The organism is Streptomyces poriticola, from assembly GCF_036689765.1.
GTDB classification, from domain to species: Bacteria; Actinomycetota; Actinomycetes; order Streptomycetales; family Streptomycetaceae; genus Streptomyces; species Streptomyces poriticola.
Window position 1 is genome coordinate 1 of the sequence record NZ_JBAGKH010000036.1, and the last position, 17,230, is coordinate 17,230.

Below are 17,230 nucleotides of genomic sequence, written 5' to 3' on the forward strand. Positions count from 1 at the left end.
ACCTTTTCTCGATCCGATTCCCAGTCGGCGGGATTGTCGTGACCGCCGGACTTCCGTCCTGCCGTCTTTCGACATTCACTACGCTAGCCCATTTCCCCCGGCAACTCATAATCGAGTCTCGCGAACCGAATTCAGGCATGCGGGCACACCGAAATCCGCCCCGTCGAGGGGTGGTCGTAGGTAGTGGGTTGGCCGCTCCGGCTGCAGACGATTGCCGTACCCGGTTCAGCGGCTCGGGCTACATTACGCGCCCCTCAAGGGCACGTCAACTTCTGCGCCGCCTCGGCATATGGGCCCGGTACGGGCTCACGGTCGGGTCGTCGGCGATCCAGAAGCGCCACGGATGAACGCCCCCGTCACCGGACACACCCGTACGCGGTCCGTTGCGCACCTGGTCACGGGGCACGGGAGTGCCGGACAGAATCCTGAGGGGGGCGTCTTCGGCGGCGCATGCGTCGGTGCCGTTCAGAGAGCGGTCCACGCCGAGGGCGGTGGCGAGGCGGGCGGGGCCTTTGGCCAGTTCCTTGTCGTTTCGGGCCGAGAGTCGACGGGTTCGGGCCAGCTCTGCGCCCTCGGTGATCTCGCCCGCGCGCAGGAGTACGGCACTGGCCCGGCCGTCGGGGCCGCAGACAAGGTTCATGCAGAACCACATGCCATAGGTGAAGTAGACGTACACGTGTCCGGGGGGACCGAACATCACGTCGTTGCGGGCCGTGCGCCCGCGGTAGGCGTGCGAGCCGGGGTCGTTCTCACCGTCGTACGCCTCCACCTCCGTGAGACGGAGGGCGATCGGACCATCCGGGGTGGTGTGCACGAGGATGCGGCCCAGGAGATCGGGCGCCACCTCGAGGATGGGCCGGTCGAAGAACTCCCTGGGCAGGGGCGTACGGTCGGGGGTCGCGATCATGCCGTCCGAGCGTAGTGCAGTCGGGTGAGTGCGGTGGGGTGGTCGGACCGCGGCCCGATTGCCAGAGTGAGGCACGGAACCGGCCACGGCCGGATCGCGTTTGTAGGGGTCAAGGGTCCACACGTAAGCCTGGAGGAAGAGACATGGCGTTCAAGAAGCTGCTCGCGAGCCTGGGGGCCGGCGGGGCTTCGGTCGAGACGGTGCTGAACGAAGTCAACGTCGTTCCGGGTGGTGTCGTCCAGGGTGAGGTACGGATCCAGGGCGGTTCCGTGAACCAGCAGATCGAGGGGCTGTCGGTCGGTCTGCAGGCCAGGGTCGAGGTGGAGAGCGGCGACCAGGAGTACAAGCAGGACATCGAGTTCACGAAGTCGCGGCTCGGCGGGGCCTTCGAGCTCCAGGCGAACGCGGTGCACGCCGTGCCGTTCGGGCTGGAGATCCCGTGGGAGACGCCGATCACGATGATCGACGGGCAGGCGCTGCGCGCGATGCACATCGGTGTCACCACCGAGCTGGAGATCGCGCGGGCGGTGGACTCGGGTGACCTGGACCCGATCAACGTGCACCCGCTGCCGGCGCAGAAGGCGATCCTGGACGCGTTCATCCAGCTGGGCTTCCGGTTCAAGAACGCCGACATGGAGCGCGGCCACATCCGCGGGACCCGGCAGAAGCTGCCGTTCTACCAGGAGATCGAGTTCTTCCCGCCGCAGCAGTACCGCGGGCTGAACCAGGTCGAGCTGAGCTTCGTGGCCGACGAGCGGGAGATGGACGTCGTCCTCGAGATGGACAAGAAGCCGGGGCTGTTCAGCGAGGGCAGCGACACGTTCCGCTCGTTCCGGGTCGGGCTGGACGACTATCAGGCGACCGACTGGGCGGGGTACCTCAACCAGTGGCTGTCCGAGGTCGGCAGCAAGCGCAACTGGTTCTAGGCTCGGGTGCGGACCGACCGAACCCGATCAGGAGGTACCGAGGTGACCGAGCTCGAGCGGCGTCCGCTCCCCCACGACTTCCATCCGCCCGTACTGTCGTTCACGGTGACGAGTAAGGACGTCGAGGAGGGTGCGACGCTCAAGGACGCTCAGGTCCACGCGGCCGGGAACACCTCGCCGCAGCTGCGGTGGGAGGGCTTTCCGCCCGGGACGAAGAGCTTCGCCGTGACCTGTTACGACCCTGACGCCCCCACGGGCAGCGGGTTCTGGCACTGGGTGGTGTTCGACATCCCGGCGTCGGTGACCGAGCTGCCGGCGGGAGCGGGCAGCGGCACGTTCGAGGGCCTGCCGGAGGGTGCCGTCCAGGCCCGCAACGACTACGGCTCCAGGGACTTCGGCGGGGCCGCGCCGCCGCCCGGGGACGGTCCGCACCGCTATGTGTTCACGGTGTACGCCGTGGACCAGGAGAAGCTCGGTCCGGACGCGGAGGCGACCCCGGCGGCCGTCGGCTTCAATCTGCGCTTCCACACGCTTGCGCGGGCGCAGCTCATCGGCGAGTACGAGGTGCCCGCCGGGGGCTGAGCACCAACCGAGCGTTCACGGAACGTTTGCCCGTCCCTGGTCTTGGAATCGATCAGGGACGGGCATTTTTGTTGCCGGGGGCCGCGGGGGTCACCCCCCGTGGAGCAGCAGATATTGCGTTGTCCATCTCGGCGTGCCCGGCCAGAGTTGTTCCAGCCCGCCAGGGGGTGGGCCGGTGCGCACGGGAGGTGGGCTGGTATGCGGGACACGCTGGTACTGAACGCGAGCTTCGAGCCGCTGTCGACGGTGACGCTCAACCGAGCCGTCGTTCTGGTGCTTCAGGACAAGGCCGTGGTCGAGCAGGCCCACCCCGAACTGCGGATGCGCGGAGCCGCGGTCGACATACCGGCGCCCCGGGTGATCAGGCTCTGCCACTACGTACGGGTGCCGTTCCGAAGACGGGCGCCGTGGTCGAGGCGTGGTGTGCTGGTCCGGGACCGGCACCGGTGCGCCTACTGCGGCCGGCGGGCGACGACCGTGGACCATGTGGTGCCGCGGTCGCAGGGCGGGCAGGACAGCTGGCTGAACACGGTGGCGTCGTGTGCGGAGGACAATCACCGCAAGGCGAACCGGACTCCGGAGCAGGCGGGGATGCCGCTGCTGCGGCAGCCGTTCGAGCCGACGCCCGCGGATGCGATGCTGCTGGCGCTGGCCCGGGAGGACCGGGAGGCGCTGCCGGAGTGGCTGGCGCTTGACGCGGCGTAAGGCGTCCGCGGGTGCCGGTCAGTCGATGGACGGCTTCTCGCGGCGTTCCTGCGCCGGGACGGTGCCGCCTCCGTTGGCGCCGCCGGTGCCGGGACCGCCGCCCATCGGGCCGAAGTTGCCGATCGCACCCGACAGGCCCTTGAGGGCGTCGCCGATCTCGCTGGGGACGATCCACAGCTTGTTGGCGTCGCCCTCGGCGATCTTCGGCAGCATCTGCAGGTACTGGTAGGAGAGCAGCTTCTGGTCCGGGTCGCCCGCATGGATGGACTCGAAGACGGTGCGGATGGCCTGGGCCTCGCCCTCGGCGCGCAGGGCGGCTGCCTTGGCCTCGCCCTCGGCGCGCAGGATCTGGGACTGCTTCTCGCCCTCGGCGCGCAGGATCTCGGACTGCCGGACGCCTTCGGCCTGGAGGATGGCGGCGCGCTTGTCGCGGTCGGCGCGCATCTGCTTCTCCATCGAGTCCTGGATGGAGGTGGGCGGCTCGATGGCCTTCAGCTCGACGCGGTTGACGCGGATGCCCCACTTGCCGGTGGCCTCGTCGAGGACGCCGCGCAGGGCGGCGTTGATCTCCTCGCGGGAGGTGAGGGTGCGCTCCAGGTCCATGCCGCCGATGATGTTGCGCAGGGTGGTGACGGTGAGCTGCTCGATGGCCTGGATGTAGCTGGCGACTTCGTAGGTGGCGGCGCGGGCGTCGGTCACCTGGTAGTAGATGACCGTGTCGATGTTGACGACCAGGTTGTCCTGGGTGATGACCGGCTGCGGTGGGAACGGGACGACCTGTTCTCGCAGGTCGATGCGGTTGCGGATGGTGTCGATGAACGGGACGACGATGTTCAGTCCCGCGTTGAGGGTGCGTGTGTAGCGGCCGAAGCGCTCGACGATGGCCGCGCTGGCCTGCGGGATGACCTGGATCGTCTTGATCAGGGCGATGAAGACCAACACCACCAGGATGATCAGAACGATGATGACCGGTTCCATCGTCGCTTCCCCGTACCCCTTCTCCGCTGCTTCGCCTTCGGCGCTCCCGGCAGATCCTAACGGCTGCAGATCTTACGGCTGTTGAGGCGCGGTCACATGACGATCGCGGTGGCTCCCTCGATGTCGACGACATCGACCTCCTGGCCGGCCTCGTAGGCCCGGTCGGTGTCCAGGGCGCGGGCGGACCAGACCTCGCCGGCGAGCTTGATGCGGCCGCCGGAGCCGTCGACGCGCTCCAGTACGACGGCCTGTCTGCCCTTCAGCGCCTCGACTCCCGAGGCGAGTTGGGGCCGTTGCTCGCGGTGCCGGGCGGCGATGGGCCGTACCACGGCGATGAGGGCGACCGAGACGACCGCGAAGACGAGGACCTGGACGACGAAGCCGGCGCCCAGTCCGGAGGCGACCGCGGCGGCAACCGCCCCCACGGCGAACATTCCGAACTCCGGCATCGCGGTCATGACGAGCGGGATACCGAGTCCTGCCGCCGCGACGAGCCACCACACCCATGCGTCGATGTCGTTCACATGGTCATGGTAGGTCCGCGGGTCCCGGTGGGGACAGGGCGCGGAGGGGGCGGGTCAGGACAGCGGGAGCCCCTGTGCGGTCCAGCGGTCTCCGACCTGCTCGACGACGAGCGGGAGGCCGAAGCAGTGGGAGAGGTTGCGGGAGGTGAGTTCGAGCTCGAGCGGTCCGGCGGCGAGCACCTTGCCCTGGCGGATCATCAGGACGTGGGTGAAGCCGGGGGCGATCTCCTCGACATGGTGAGTGACCATGATCATGGAGGGGGCGATGGGGTCGCGGGCGAGCCTGCCGAGGCGGCGGACCAGGTCCTCCCGGCCGCCGAGGTCGAGTCCGGCGGCGGGCTCGTCGAGGAGCAGCAGCTCCGGGTCGCTCATCAGGGCGCGGGCGATGAGGGTGCGCTTGCGCTCGCCCTCGGAGAGGGTGCCGAACCTCCGGTCCTGGTACTCGGACATGCCGAGCCGGTCGAGGAAGGCGACGGCGCGCTGCTCGTCGACCTCCTCGTACTCCTCCTGCCAGCCGGCCGTCATGCCGTAGGCGGCGGTCAGCACGGTCTGCAGGACGGTCTGCCGCTTGGGCAGCTTGTCGGCCATGGCGATGCCGGCCATGCCGATCCGCGGTCGCAGCTCGAAGACGTCGGTGCCGGGTGTGCCGAGGGTCTCGCCGAGGACGGTGGCGGTGCCCTTGCTGGGGAAGAGGTAGCTGGATGCGACATTGAGCAGGGTGGTCTTGCCGGCACCGTTGGGGCCGAGGATGACCCAGCGCTCGCCCTCCTTGACCGACCAGGAGACCTGGTCCACCAGAGCCCGGTCCTCGCGGACCACGGATACGTCCTGAAGCTCCAGAACATCGCTCATGAGCGCGTTGTCTCCCCTTGCAGTGTGGCCGGTTCCGGCTGTCGCGTACGCCTGTGGGCTCGGGCCGCCGCGCCGGTGGGCGCAGCCCCCTAGAAATCTACGCCACCGGTCGGCTCGTCCATTCGCTCGGTCCGGTCCTTAGGGTGGGGGCATGCTCATGGAACCGCGTGCAGGACGCCTCGCCGCTTGGGGAAATGCCCTTCTTGCCGGACTTGTCGCGCCGGATGACGCCGCTGTGGCGATCGTCGGCGGGGACGCCGTGCATCGTGTGGCAGGGCTGCCGGGCGAATCGGCGCCGGTCGGTCTGACGCTGGCGCTGGGGCGACTGCGCACGCTGGGCGCGACCGGGCTGCGGGTGGCGCTCCCCGCGCCCGGGCATCCGCTGGGGCTGAGCGGCCCGCCGGAGTTCAATGCGCGGGCGGTGGAGGCGGAGGAGGCCGTGGTCTGTCACGGCGCCGCGCTGGGCCTGGTGCCTGAGGTGTACGAGGCGGGACCCGAGGGCGATGTTCATGTCGAGGTGGTCTGGCAGTGCCTGCCGGTGCGGGAGGCACCGCCTGCCGATGTGCCGTCGCTCGGGGAGGCGGAGCGGGAGCTGGCGGAGGCGCTGCGGGAGGCGACGGAGATGCTGACGCGGCTGGACGTGGCCGGGTCGGGGCCGGTGGCCGAGGCGGCGGTCGCTGCGTACCGGGCGCGGGCGGAGGCGGGGCGGGAGGTGTTGGCGCCGGGGTACCCGCCGCGGGCGGTGCGGGTGCTGGAGCTGGCGCAGCGGGTGGGGGCGCTGGTCTCGCTGGCGTACGACAACGGGCACGGGGGTGCGGTGAGCGCGTCCGAGATGGCGGCGCGGGGGGCTGCGCTGCGGCCGGTGGAGCGGACGGCCCGGCGGGCGCAGGTGGCTGCGTACAACTCGGTTGTCGAGGAGCGGGAGCGGGGGGTGCGGTGAGGTCTCCGCGGTTCGTGGCCGGCGTCGGTGCGGGAGACCGGGGGCTCTGCCCCCGGACCCCCGGGTCGGCCTGAGCGGCCTTGTCCTCGCACGCCGGACGGCCCGAAGGCGCCGGCCGGCGTTGCCAGGACCAAGGGACCGAGGTCAGCGGTTGAGGCCGAGGTTGCCGAAGGCCGGGTTGAGCACGCCGACGACGTTGACGCTGTTGCCGACGGCGTTGACCGGGATGTGGACCGGGGCCTGGACGACGTTGCCGGAGACGACGCCCGGGGAGCCGACGGCCTCGCCGTGCGCGCCGGCGCCGTCGGTGGCGGACGCCATGCCGGCACCGGCGGCGACCAGTCCTGAGGCCGCCATGGTCACGGCCGCTGCCTTCTTCAGGTTCTTCACTTGCGAGCCCTCCTTGCGGTTGCCGCGGCAGTCGCCGCAGCACGCACTGGAGAACGGCGCCGCGGGGCAAAGGATGCGCCATGTGGGGGACATTCCCACGACGGTATGAATCTCTGCCCGGAGGGGAACGTTCCGAATTGCCGCCTCCGCCTCCCGCCGGGAGGGCGTGTCAGCCGGTGACCCCGTGGCGCACCGCCCACAGGGCGGCCTGGGTGCGGTCGGCCAGGTCCAGTTTCATGAGGATGTTGGAGACATGGGTCTTCACCGTCTTCTCGGAGAGCACCAGTGCGCGGGCGATCTCGCGGTTGGAGCGGCCGTCCGCGATCAGACCCAGCACCTCCCGCTCGCGGTCGGTGAGCGCACCGGCCCGGCCCGCACCGGAGCCGCCCTCGTCCTCGGCGAGGAGGGCGCCCGCCACCTCGGGCTGCAGCAGGATGTGCCCGGCGTGCACCGAGCGGATGGCACCGGCCAGCGCGTCGGGGTCGACGTCCTTGTAGACGTACCCGGCGGCGCCCGCGCGCAGCGCCGGGACCACGGTGCGCTGCTCGGTGAAGCTGGTGACGACCAGGACGCGCGCGGGGTGGTCCAGGTCACGGAGCCGGCGCAGCGCCTCGACGCCGTCCATGCCCGGCATCTTCACGTCCATGAGGATCACGTCGGGCTGCAGTTCCTCGGCGCGGGCGACGCCCTCGGCGCCGTCGGCGGCCTCGCCCACGACCTCGATGTCGTCCTGCACCTCCAGAAAGGTGCGCAGGCCCCGGCGGACCACCTGGTGGTCGTCGACGAGCAGCACCTTGATCGGTTCAGCCACCGGGGACCTCCATCTCGATCGTGGTGCCCTTGCCGGGCGCCGATTCCACGGTCAGGTTTCCGCCCACACCGCCCGCCCGGTCGCGCATCGAGACGAGCCCGAGGTGGCGTCCGGCCCGGCGGACGGTGCGCGGGTCGAAGCCGCTGCCGTCGTCGGTGATCCGCAGCACCGCCCCGGGGCCGCGCCGGTCCAGCGTCACGTCGACGTGCTCGGCCCCGGAGTGGCGCAGGGCGTTGTGCAGGGCCTCCTGGGCGACGCGCAGTACGGCCTCCTCCTGGGCGGCGGGCAGGGCCCGCACGCCGTGCCCGGCGAAGGTCACGCGCGCGCTGTGGGCCCGGTCGAGGACCTGTATCTGGGTACGCAGGGTGGCCACGAGGCCGTCCTCGTCCAGGGCGGCGGGGCGCAGCTCGACGACGGCGGCGCGCAGTTCGTCGGCGGCCTCGGCGGCGAGGGCGGCGACCTGCTGGAGCTCACCCTTGGCACGGGATGGGTCACGGTCGACGAGGCGGGCGGCGGCCTGTGCGGTCAGGCGCAGGGAGAAGAGTTTCTGGCTGACCGCGTCGTGCAGCTCGTGGGCCAGACGGGAGCGTTCCTCGGCGATGGTCAGCTCGCGGCTGCGCTCGTACAGGCGGGCGTTGGTCAGGGCGATGGCCGCGTGCTGGGCGAGGATGCCGAGCAGCTCCGCGTCGTCCTCGGTGAAGCCGCAGCCGCCCGAGGGCCTGGGACACTTCTTGTTCGCCAGGAAGAGGGCGCCGATGACCTCGTCGCCGTCGCGGATGGGCAGGCCCAGGAAGTCGGCGAGGTCGGGGTGGGCGGACGGCCAGCCGCCGAAGCGGGGGTCCTTGCGGACGTCGGCGAGCCGCTCCACCTCGGCCTCCTGCAGCATCGCGGCGAGGATGCCGTGCTGCCGGGGCAGCGGGCCGATGGCCTTCCACTGCTCGTCGCTGACGCCGTCGACGACGAACTGGGCGAAGCCGCCGTGGTCGTCGGGGACGCCGAGGGCGGCGTACTGCGCGTCGAGCAGCTCGCGGGCGGAGGCGACGATCGTCTTGAGGACGTCGCGCACCTCGAGATGCCTGCTCATGGCCAGCAGCGCGGAACTGACCGCGGCGAGGCCGGACCGGGGGCCGTGACTCATGTCCTCACGGTACCGGCGGGGTGCGGCGGCGCAGATCGGACCTGTGACCGCCGTCGCCTAGGCCGGTGGACCTAGGGCCCGGGTCCCGCCCGTGCGGACTAGGGCGAAGGGCCCTGCGGGTTGCGGCCGCCGCCCGAGGCGGCTGTTGGGGCCGCGTTCCTACGGTGAGGGCACGCCGATCAGGAGGCGCGGACGACGAGGGGATGTGCCATGCCGGTAGCGATCATCACGGGGGCGTCGAAAGGGCTGGGCCGGGCGCTCGCAGCGGCCCTGGCCGGGCGGGGCTGGGATCTGGTGCTGGACGCCAGGACCCCGGAGGTGCTGAGGGAGACGGCCGTGGCGCTCGAGTCGCACGGCGTGCGCGTCACGGCTCTGCCGGGGGACGTCACGGACGCCCGGCACCGGTCCGAGCTGGTGGCTGCGGCCTGGCGGCTGGGCGGGGTGGACCTGGTGGTGAGCAGTGCGAGCGCGCTCGGTGCCGAGCCGCTGGTGCGGCTGGACGAGCTGCCGCTGGACGGGCTGCGGCGGGCGCTGGAGGTGAACACGGTGGCGGCGCTGGGCCTGGTGCAGGAGGCGCTGCCGCTGCTGCGGGCGGCACCGGCGGGTGCGGTGGTCACGGTCAGTTCGGATGCCGCGTCCGAGGCGTACGAGACGTGGGGCGGCTACGGGGCCTCGAAGGCGGCGCTGGATCAGCTGGCGGCGGTGCTGGCGGTGGAGGAGCCGGGGCTGCGGGTCTGGGCGGTGGATCCCGGGGACATGGCCACGGACCTGTATGCGGCGGCCGTCCCGGACGACGACGCTCCGCGGCCGGATCCGCGCCGGGTCGTGCCGGCGTTCCTGCGGCTGCTGGACGAGCGGCCGTCCAGCGGGCGCTTCGGGGCTCCTGCGCTGCTGGAGGGACGGCGATGACCCTGGTGACGAGGGTTCCGGAGGAACTGTCGGCGCGGGTGCCGGTAGAGCAGCGCGGGCCGGGGCTGGACCGGGACGGTGTGCGGCTGCTGGTGTCGCGTGGCGAGGAGGTGGCGCACCACACGTTCCCGGAGCTGCCCCGGCTGCTGCGTCCCGGGGACCTGCTGGTGGTCAACACCTCGCGGACACTGGCCGCCGCGGTCAACGGGCGGATCGGGCACGCGCGCGTGGTGGTGCATTTCTCCACTCGGGGGGACGACGGCCGGTGGGCGGTCGAGCTGCGCGACCCGGACGGGCGGGGCACTACGCGCGCGCGTGCGGGACGCGCGGGTACAGAGGTGGGGTTGCCGGGGGGCGGTCTGCTGACACTGGAGGAGCCGCTGAGTGCGTGGGGCGAGCGCCTGTGGTGGACGCGGGTGGCAGGGGTGGACGTCCCCGGGCTGCTCGGGGCCCACGGCAGGCCGATCCGGTACTCCTACACGGAGCGCGACCAGCCGTTGTCCGCGTATCAGACGGTGTTCGCGCTGCCCGCCGCGGACGGGGCGGGCAGCGCGGAGATGCCGAGTGCGGCGCGCCCGTTCACGGCGCGGCTGGTGGCGGAGCTGGTGAGCCGGGGGGTGCAGTTCGCGCCGGTCACGCTGCACACGGGGGTGGCCTCGGCCGAGGTGCACGAGCCGCCGTATCCGGAGCGGTTCTCGGTGCCGGCGGCGTCGGCGCGGCTGATCAATGCGGTGAAGGCGGGGGACGGGCGGGTGATCGCCGTCGGGACGACCGCCGTGCGGGCGGTGGAGTCGGCGGGCGGCACCGACGGCGTCGTACGGCCGCGTCGGGGGTGGACCGATCTGGTGGTCACACCTCAGCGGGGGGTCCGGGTGGTGGACGGGCTGCTGACCGGGCTGCACGAACCGGAGGCCTCGCATCTGCTGATGCTGGAGGCGGTCGCGGGGCGGGCGGCGATCGACCGGGGGTACGGGGAGGCCGTGCGCGGGCGCTACCTGTGGCACGAGTTCGGCGACCTGCATCTCCTCCTTCCCGCGGAGGGACCTCACAGCATGAGTTGCTTCGGCAACGATGAGTGAGACGGATCTCCGGGCCGTGTGAGCCCGCACATAGGGTCCAGATCACGTACGAAGGGGAGTAGGAGAGCGACTCGTCCGTTTTGAGCGGGGCAGATGGTCCAATCTGCCCCGCTTTGCCGTTCCCTGATCCACTATCGGGGATCGTAGGTCACACCTTTGCCTCCGAATTTTGCGGCCGCTAAGAATTGCTCCCGTCGCTCAGCGCCGCGGGTCCCCGCCCACGGCGTTCGTGCCGTAAGCACCCCGGTTCCCCGCCGGACGTGAGCGACCTCCGCGCTATTCGAAGAGGTCCCTTTCGCATGCTCAAGATGCCCCAGATGCCCCAGAGCATCTTCACCCGTGACCGCAGTCGTGCCCTGACCCGCCACCGCAAGATCGCGATCGCCGGTGTCGGCACGTTCGGTGCCGCCGCCGTGGCGCTCTCCGCGATCCCCGCCGGTGCCGAGACGGCCACGACCGAGGCCGCCCCTGCACCCAAGGTGTCCTACAGCGCCGAGCCGATCAAGGACGTCAAGGCCAGCGTCACCGACCAGATCGCCGGTGCCGACGAGAAGGTCGCGGCCATCGAGGCGCGCAAGGAGGCGGCTGCCGAGGCCGCCGCCGAGAAGGAGGCCGCGGCGGAGAAGGCGGCGCAGGAGCGGGCCGCGAAGGAGGCCGCCGCCCGGTCCGCCGAGCGCGCCCCGGTCAAGCAGGTCTCCGCCAAGAGCTACGCGGACAACCTGCACGGCTGGATCACCGAGGCCCTGGACATCATGGAGGCCAAGGGCATCCCGGGCTCCTACCACGGCCTGCACAAGAACATCATCCGCGAGTCCTCGGGCGACCCGAACGCGATCAACAACTGGGACATCAACGCCCAGAACGGCATCCCGTCCAAGGGTCTGCTCCAGGTGATCCCGCCGACCTTCCAGGCGTACCACGTACCGGGCACGTCCTGGGACATCTACGACCCGGTCGCCAACATCACGGCCGCCGCCAACTACGCGGCCGACCGCTACGGCACGATCGACAACGTCAACAGCGCGTACTGAGGTCGGCGCGGACCTCTTCTCGCACGACGCCAAGCCGAACGCCGAAGGGCGGCACCCTCCTGACGGGGTGCCGCCCTTCGGGACGTCCACGGGCCGCGGGCGCGTGCGGCGCGGTCCTACTTGCGCATGACCTCGGGCTCGTGGCGGCGCAGGAAGCGGGCCACGAAGAAGCCGCAGAGCACCCCGAGGGCGATCAGAGCGACCATGTCCATGCCCCAGGCGCCGACCGTGTGCTCCCACAGCGGGTCGGTCTCGGCGCCCTTCTCCGGCGGGCTGATCCGGTTGAAGTCCAGCGTGGCGCCGGCCGCGGCGACCGCCCAGCGGGACGGCATCAGGTAGGAGAACTGGTTGACGCCGACCGTGCCGTTCAGGGCGAAGAGACAGCCGGTGAAGACGACCTGGATGATCGCGAACATCACCAGCAGGGGCATGGTCTTCTCGGCGGTCTTCACCAGCGACGAGATGATGAGGCCGAACATCATCGAGGTGAAGCCCAGCGCCATGATCGGCAGGGACAGCTCGAGCAGGGTGAAGCCGCCGAGGACCAGGCCCTCCTCCGGGATCTCCCGGGTGGAGAAGCCGATCACACCGACCAGCAGCCCCTGGCCGACGGTGATCATGCCGAGCACGAACACCTTGGACATCAGGTACGCGGAACGGGACAGGCCGGTGGCGCGTTCCCGTTCATAGATGACCCGTTCCTTGATCAGTTCGCGGACGGAGTTGGCGGCGCCCGCGAAGCAGGCGCCGACCGCGAGGATCAGCAGCACCGTGGTCGCCGTGCCGTTCGGGATGATCCGGCCGGTCTGCGGGTTGGCCGGGTTGGGCAGCAGGCCCCGGTCCGGGTCGATCAGCAGGCTCACCGCGCCGAGGACGGCCGGCAGGATCACCATCAGGGCGAGGAAGCCCTTGTCGGAGGCGATCACCGAGATGTAGCGGCGCACCAGCGTGACCCACTGGGACATCCAGCCCTGCGGCTTGGGCGGCTTCATCGCCTGCATCTGCGGCATCTGTACGGCCTGCGGGGCGACGGCGTCGATGTCCGCGGCGTACATCTGGTAGTGCTGCGAGCCCTTCCAGCGGCCCGCCCAGTCGTAGTCGCGGTAGTTCTCGAAGGCGGAGAAGACATCGGCCCAGGTGTCGTAGCCGAAGAAGTTGAGCGCCTCCTCGGGCGGGCCGAAGTAGGCGACCGAGCCGCCCGGGGCCATCACCAGGAGCTTGTCACACAGTGCCAGCTCGGCCACCGAGTGGGTGACCACCAGGACGGTGCGGCCGTCGTCGGCGAGGCCGCGCAGCAGCTGCATGACGTCGCGGTCCATGCCCGGGTCGAGGCCGGAGGTCGGCTCGTCGAGGAAGATCAGCGACGGCTTGGTCAGCAGCTCCAGGGCGACGGACACGCGCTTGCGCTGACCGCCGGAGAGCGAGGTGACCTTCTTGTCCTTGTGGATGTCGAGCTTGAGCTCGCGCAGCACCTCGTCTATACGGGCCGCACGCTCGGCCGCCGTGGTGTCGGCGGGGAAGCGCAGCTTGGCCGCGTAGGTGAGGGCCTTCTTGACGGTCAGTTCCTTGTGCAGGATGTCGTCCTGCGGGACCAGACCGATGCGCTGGCGCAGCTCGGCGAACTGCTTGTACAGGTCCCGGTTGTCGTAGAGCACCTCACCCTGGTTGGCGGGCCGGTAGCCGGTCAGCGCCTTGAGCAGGGTGGACTTGCCGGAGCCGGACGGGCCGATCACCGCGATCAGCGACTTCTCCGGGACGCCGAAGGAGACGTCCTTGAGGATCTGCTTGCCGCCGTCGACGGTGACGGTCAGATGACGGGCGGAGAAGGACACCTCACCGGTGTCGACGAACTCCTCCAGCCGGTCGCCGACGATCCGGAACGTCGAGTGGCCGACACCGACCACGTCGGTCGGGCCGAGCAGCTGCGAGCCGCCCTTGGCGATCGGCTGGCCGTTGACGTACGTGCCGTTGTGCGAACCGAGGTCGCGGATCTCCATGCGGCCGTCGGGCGTGGCGTGGAACTCGGCGTGGTTCCGTGAGACCTGCAGGTCGGAGACGACCAGGTCGTTCTCCAGCGCGCGGCCGATGCGCATGACGCGGCCGAGCGAGAACTGGTGGAACGTGGTCGGGCTGCGGTCGCCGTACATCGGCGGCGCCCCCGCCGCGCCGCCGTTGCCGTGCTGCTGCGGGATGTGCGGTGCACCGCCCTGCTGCGGCTGCTGCCAGCCGGCCTGCGCGGGCTGCTGTGCCGCCTGCGGGTGCGGCGCCTGCTGCGGGGCGGGGGCCTGCGAGGCCCAGCCCTGCGGTGCGCCCTGCCCGGCGTACGGCTGCTGCTGGGGCTGTACCGGCGGGGCGGCGACCTGGGCCGCGGCGCCGGACAGGTTCAGCTGCGGTCCGTCGGTCGCGTTGCCCAGGTTGACGGCCGAGCCTGCGCCGAGCTCCAGGTGATGGATCCGTTGGCCCTGCACGAACGTGCCGTTGGTGCTGCCGTGGTCCTCGATGACCCAACTGCGGCCGTTGTGACTGACCGTGGCGTGACGCCAGGAGACCCTGGCGTCGTCGAACACGATGTCCCCCTGCGGATCGCGTCCGATGCTGTAAGACCTGGACGGATCGAGCGTCCACGTCCGTCCATTCGATTCCAGTACGAGTTCCGGCACTCCATGCCCCACTGAGTTGTCCCCCGAGTTACCCCCGTCGCGGGGAGTCTAGGGATGTCGAACATCGGGGGGAACTATTTCAGGCTCGGCCCCCTGACCGAAAGTCGGGCCTTGTGAAGACCGCGTCCGGGCGTGTGCACGGGTTCCGTCGACGGGGTTGAAACCTGGCCGGAGAGTGGTATTCCACGCGAGGGGGACAAGTGCGGCGGTCCGGCCGCACAGCGGATCGGGGGGTCTGCCATGAGCGTGTCCATGAGTGTGGGGTCCGGGGAGTACGCGAGGAGGGTGCCGTGGGCGGACGTCCTGCTGTCCGCGATCGCCTCGGTGAGCTGGGCGTTGATCGGCATGGCGAGTACGGCGGCGTTCGGGCTGCATCTGCTCGGGGCGGATGCGGCGGGCTCGCTGGGGCCGATGACGGCGGCGGTGGTGGCGCTGGCGGCGGGGGGTTCGGTCACTCCGTCCGGTGATGTCTCGGCGTTCGGGCTGGACCATGCCGAGGCGCACACCGCCATCGACATCACGCCACTGGGCGTCAGCCTGGCCGGGGCGCTGCTGCTGTCCTTCTTCTTCCTGAGGTCGTTGCGCACGGCGGGAGTTGTGGTCTCGGCCGCCGAACTCCTCGCCCGCGCTGGTGCGGTGGTCGCCCTGTTCCTGGCGATGCTGGGCGGGTTGGCCTGGGTGGGCCACGATGTCATCACGATCGACGGGGGCTCGCTGGGGGTGGACGAGCTGCCCGACGGGGGCGGTGGCGTCGAGATCCCCGGGCTCGGGGACGTCGGGGGCATCGGGGATATCGGGGACATCGGCGGGTTGCTGCCCGAGCGGATCGCTGATCTCGTCGATGCCGAGGCGGCGGTGGGCTTCACCGTGGCCACCGGGCCCACCCTGCTCGGCGGGTTCGCCTGGTCGGCCGGGGTGCTGCTGATCGCTCTGCTCGCCTCGCGCCGCACTCCCCTGCCGTACGGCTGGGACGCCGTGCACCGGGTGGTGCGGCCGGCGGTGTCCGCCGTGGTCACGGCGCTGATGGCGGCGGTGGCGGCCGGGTTCGCCGCGGCGGCGTACGCGGCGATCGGCGACGACCATCCGCGGCGGATCGCGGGCGCGGCGCTGCTGGGGGCGCCGAACGGGGTGTGGGTCGGTGTGCCGATCGGCCTCTTCGTGCCGTGGGACGGGCAGGCGACCGGCGCGTTGGCGCGGCTCCTCCCGGATCCGCTGGACGAGCTGCTGAGCGTGCGGGCGGGCGAGCCGGTCACGCTGGAGCGGCTGGCGGAGCTGGACGGCCGGGTGTGGCTGCTGGGCGTCGCAGCGGCGCTGCTGATGCTGCTGGCCGGGGTGCTGACGGCGGCACGGACGCCGGTGTCCGGCGGTACCGCCCGGACACACGGCCATGGCGCGGGGCGGCGGGAGACGGCGGGCGGCCGCGACGGCACCGGCGCCCCGGGGGCCTCGGTGGGCTCGGGAGCAGGGGGTGCGGTCGGTTCGGACGGGGGCGGTGCCGACGGCGTCGGCGGCCTGCCGGGAGCGCCGGGGGTGCCCGGGGCGGGCCTGCCCCGGGCGGGCGCACCGGGGGCGGACTCGGCAGGGGCGGACTCGGCAGGGGCCGGAGCGCCCTGGGCGGCGGGACCGGAGACCCAGGCGCCGGGGAGGGGTGCCCCCCGGCCCGGCGCGACCGGGAACGCCCCGCCACCCCACGGGAACCAGCCGGGCACCGGGGTGCCTGGAGCGCATGGAGCGCAGGGACCTGGAGCGGGTGGACCCGGAGCAGGGATGCCCGGGGTGCCCCGGGCGGGCGCACCGGGGGCGGACTCGGCAGGGGCCGGAGCGCCCTGGGCGGCGGGACCGGAGACCCGGGCGCCGGGGAGGGGTGCCCCCCGGCCCGGCGCGACCGGGAACACCCCGCCACCCCACGGGAACCAGCCGGGCACCGGGGTGCCGGGGGCTGCGGGGGGCCGGGGCGGGTCCGGGGCGGGTCCGGGAGCGGCGGAGGACCGGGGCGCGGTCGGTGACGGGCGCGCGGGAGGCCCGCTCCGGTTCGCCGGAGTCTGTGGCGTGCGGCTGGGGGTGGTGGCCGCGGTGGCGCTGGGGCTGCTGGCGTGGTTGACGCGAGTGTCCGTGGACGCCTCGCTCTCCGTGCTCGGGTTCGACGCGTTCGGGGCGGGGATCGGCCTGCACGGCAACGTGGGCATGGCCCTGGCGCTGGGTGCCGCGTGGGGCACGGGGGCGGGGGCGACCGGGGCGCTGCTCGCCCGGGCGACCGGGGCGGCGGGGCGGCGGGCGGCGCCGCTGGCACGGGGTGCCGGTGCGGCAGGGACGGCGGGCGCAGCGGCGAGCGAGCGGGGCATGCCGTTCGCCGGAGCGCCCGGGCCGTATGCGCCGGCGGTGCCCTACCGGCCGCCCGACCCCGACACCAATCCGTATCTCCGGGTGCCGGAGGAGTTGCGGGAGCCCGAGGACCGGCCCGCGGGCGGCGGTGACGTGTACGGCGCGCCCACCGTCGCCGGGCCGGTGCTGCCGCCCCGCGGGCCGCGGCGGCCTCCCGGTCCCGGGAAGGGCTCCGGCAGGGGCTCCGGGGGCCGGGGCCCGGTCCGGTGGGGCGAAGGCCCTCCGCCCCCGCCGCCGCCCCCGCCGGCGCCACCGCGGCGGCAGCCGGGGGACGGCCGGTGATGCCGGCGGCGGGACGCGGGCGGCCGACCGGGCCGCGGACGTCCGGTGACGTGCTCCGCAGCGGCGGCCGGGGTCCGCGCGGGACCCGCCCCGTAAGGTCCGCGCCACCGGAACGCCATCCAGTGTTCCGTGTC

At 72.0% G+C, this 17,230-nt stretch carries 16 protein-coding genes; 8 read left to right on the plus strand and 8 right to left on the minus strand.

Annotation, left to right across the window (positions count from 1 at the left end):
- Nucleotides 1-265 precede the first annotated feature (265 nt).
- The gene (locus V5O46_RS28215) at nt 266-907 is read right to left on the minus strand and encodes a DNA-3-methyladenine glycosylase (RefSeq protein WP_332887541.1); all 642 of its coding nucleotides are present in this window, start codon (nt 905-907) and stop codon (nt 266-268) included.
- A 143-nt stretch (nt 908-1,050) separates the two neighbouring features.
- On the opposite strand from V5O46_RS28215, the gene V5O46_RS28220 reads away from it, so the two are divergent.
- The 3 genes from V5O46_RS28220 to V5O46_RS28230 all read left to right on the plus strand — a co-directional run bounded on the left by V5O46_RS28220 (nt 1,051) and on the right by V5O46_RS28230 (nt 3,120).
- Nucleotides 1,051-1,833, plus strand: coding sequence for a sporulation protein (locus V5O46_RS28220; protein WP_332887542.1), 783 nt, complete (start codon nt 1,051-1,053; stop codon nt 1,831-1,833).
- Between the two features lie 42 nt (nt 1,834-1,875).
- On the plus strand, nt 1,876-2,415 hold the full coding sequence (locus V5O46_RS28225) for a YbhB/YbcL family Raf kinase inhibitor-like protein (protein WP_332887543.1): 540 nt from the start codon (nt 1,876-1,878) through the stop codon (nt 2,413-2,415).
- A 198-nt stretch (nt 2,416-2,613) separates the two neighbouring features.
- Nucleotides 2,614-3,120 (plus strand): HNH endonuclease, encoded by a 507-nt coding sequence (locus tag V5O46_RS28230; protein WP_332887544.1) that lies wholly within the window; start codon nt 2,614-2,616, stop codon nt 3,118-3,120.
- 18 nt (nt 3,121-3,138) lie between these two features.
- On the opposite strand, the gene V5O46_RS28235 is transcribed toward V5O46_RS28230, so the two are convergent.
- From V5O46_RS28235 to V5O46_RS28245, 3 genes are all read right to left on the minus strand, one after another.
- Nucleotides 3,139-4,098, minus strand: a complete 960-nt coding sequence (locus V5O46_RS28235) for an SPFH domain-containing protein (RefSeq protein ID WP_332887545.1) — start codon at nt 4,096-4,098, stop codon at nt 3,139-3,141.
- A 92-nt stretch (nt 4,099-4,190) separates the two neighbouring features.
- On the minus strand, nt 4,191-4,622 hold the full coding sequence (locus tag V5O46_RS28240) for an NfeD family protein (RefSeq protein ID WP_332887546.1): 432 nt from the start codon (nt 4,620-4,622) through the stop codon (nt 4,191-4,193).
- A 54-nt stretch (nt 4,623-4,676) separates the two neighbouring features.
- Complete coding sequence (locus V5O46_RS28245) at nt 4,677-5,474, minus strand: ABC transporter ATP-binding protein (RefSeq protein WP_332887547.1); 798 nt, start codon at nt 5,472-5,474, stop codon at nt 4,677-4,679.
- Between the two features lie 151 nt (nt 5,475-5,625).
- Here V5O46_RS28245 and V5O46_RS28250 point away from each other — a divergent pair, with 151 nt between their 5' ends.
- Nucleotides 5,626-6,414 carry a hypothetical protein gene (locus tag V5O46_RS28250; protein ID WP_332887548.1) on the plus strand — a complete coding sequence of 263 codons (789 nt, stop codon included), beginning with the start codon at nt 5,626-5,628 and terminating at the stop codon, nt 6,412-6,414.
- Between the two features lie 144 nt (nt 6,415-6,558).
- Here the strand turns inward: V5O46_RS28250 and chpE are convergent, their stop codons facing one another.
- The 3 genes from chpE to V5O46_RS28265 all read right to left on the minus strand — a co-directional run bounded on the left by chpE (nt 6,559) and on the right by V5O46_RS28265 (nt 8,753).
- On the minus strand, nt 6,559-6,804 hold the full coding sequence (chpE, locus tag V5O46_RS28255; protein WP_332887549.1) for a chaplin ChpE: 246 nt from the start codon (nt 6,802-6,804) through the stop codon (nt 6,559-6,561).
- A 169-nt stretch (nt 6,805-6,973) separates the two neighbouring features.
- Nucleotides 6,974-7,615, minus strand: a complete 642-nt coding sequence (locus V5O46_RS28260; RefSeq protein ID WP_332887550.1) for a response regulator transcription factor — start codon at nt 7,613-7,615, stop codon at nt 6,974-6,976.
- Complete coding sequence (locus tag V5O46_RS28265) at nt 7,608-8,753, minus strand: GAF domain-containing sensor histidine kinase (protein ID WP_332887551.1); 1,146 nt, start codon at nt 8,751-8,753, stop codon at nt 7,608-7,610. The genes V5O46_RS28260 and V5O46_RS28265 overlap by 8 nt, the downstream gene beginning before the upstream one ends.
- 210 nt (nt 8,754-8,963) lie before the next feature.
- On the opposite strand from V5O46_RS28265, the gene V5O46_RS28270 reads away from it, so the two are divergent.
- The 3 genes from V5O46_RS28270 (at nt 8,964) to V5O46_RS28280 (ending at nt 11,772) form a co-directional block, all read left to right on the plus strand.
- Nucleotides 8,964-9,662 (plus strand): SDR family NAD(P)-dependent oxidoreductase, encoded by a 699-nt coding sequence (locus tag V5O46_RS28270; RefSeq protein WP_332887552.1) that lies wholly within the window; start codon nt 8,964-8,966, stop codon nt 9,660-9,662.
- Nucleotides 9,659-10,741, plus strand: coding sequence for an S-adenosylmethionine:tRNA ribosyltransferase-isomerase (locus V5O46_RS28275; RefSeq protein ID WP_332887553.1), 1,083 nt, complete (start codon nt 9,659-9,661; stop codon nt 10,739-10,741). The genes V5O46_RS28270 and V5O46_RS28275 overlap by 4 nt, the downstream gene beginning before the upstream one ends.
- 317 nt (nt 10,742-11,058) lie before the next feature.
- The gene (locus V5O46_RS28280) at nt 11,059-11,772 is read left to right on the plus strand and encodes a transglycosylase SLT domain-containing protein (RefSeq protein ID WP_332887554.1); all 714 of its coding nucleotides are present in this window, start codon (nt 11,059-11,061) and stop codon (nt 11,770-11,772) included.
- A gap of 116 nt (nt 11,773-11,888) precedes the next feature.
- Here the strand turns inward: V5O46_RS28280 and V5O46_RS28285 are convergent, their stop codons facing one another.
- Nucleotides 11,889-14,432: an ABC transporter ATP-binding protein/permease gene (locus V5O46_RS28285; protein WP_332887555.1), complete on the minus strand. Its 2,544-nt coding sequence runs from the start codon at nt 14,430-14,432 to the stop codon at nt 11,889-11,891.
- 240 nt (nt 14,433-14,672) lie between these two features.
- Here V5O46_RS28285 and V5O46_RS28290 point away from each other — a divergent pair, with 240 nt between their 5' ends.
- The gene (locus tag V5O46_RS28290; protein WP_332887556.1) at nt 14,673-17,096 is read left to right on the plus strand and encodes a streptophobe family protein; all 2,424 of its coding nucleotides are present in this window, start codon (nt 14,673-14,675) and stop codon (nt 17,094-17,096) included.
- The last annotated feature ends 134 nt before the right edge of the window (nt 17,097-17,230 follow it).

Excerpts from the sequence above, each read along its gene's own strand:
- V5O46_RS28215 (WP_332887541.1), bottom strand. The coding sequence starts at position 907 with ATGATCGCGACCCCCGACCGTACGCCCCTGCCCAGGGAGTTCTTCGAC.
- V5O46_RS28220 (WP_332887542.1), top strand. The coding sequence starts at position 1,051 with ATGGCGTTCAAGAAGCTGCTCGCGAGCCTGGGGGCCGGCGGGGCTTCG.
- V5O46_RS28230 (WP_332887544.1), top strand. The coding sequence starts at position 2,614 with ATGCGGGACACGCTGGTACTGAACGCGAGCTTCGAGCCGCTGTCGACG.
- V5O46_RS28235 (WP_332887545.1), bottom strand. The coding sequence starts at position 4,098 with ATGGAACCGGTCATCATCGTTCTGATCATCCTGGTGGTGTTGGTCTTC.
- V5O46_RS28245 (WP_332887547.1), bottom strand. The coding sequence starts at position 5,474 with ATGAGCGATGTTCTGGAGCTTCAGGACGTATCCGTGGTCCGCGAGGAC.
- V5O46_RS28250 (WP_332887548.1), top strand. The coding sequence starts at position 5,626 with ATGCTCATGGAACCGCGTGCAGGACGCCTCGCCGCTTGGGGAAATGCC.
- V5O46_RS28265 (WP_332887551.1), bottom strand. The coding sequence starts at position 8,753 with ATGAGTCACGGCCCCCGGTCCGGCCTCGCCGCGGTCAGTTCCGCGCTG.
- V5O46_RS28270 (WP_332887552.1), top strand. The coding sequence starts at position 8,964 with ATGCCGGTAGCGATCATCACGGGGGCGTCGAAAGGGCTGGGCCGGGCG.
- V5O46_RS28275 (WP_332887553.1), top strand. The coding sequence starts at position 9,659 with ATGACCCTGGTGACGAGGGTTCCGGAGGAACTGTCGGCGCGGGTGCCG.
- V5O46_RS28280 (WP_332887554.1), top strand. The coding sequence starts at position 11,059 with ATGCCCCAGAGCATCTTCACCCGTGACCGCAGTCGTGCCCTGACCCGC.
- V5O46_RS28290 (WP_332887556.1), top strand. The coding sequence starts at position 14,673 with ATGAGCGTGTCCATGAGTGTGGGGTCCGGGGAGTACGCGAGGAGGGTG.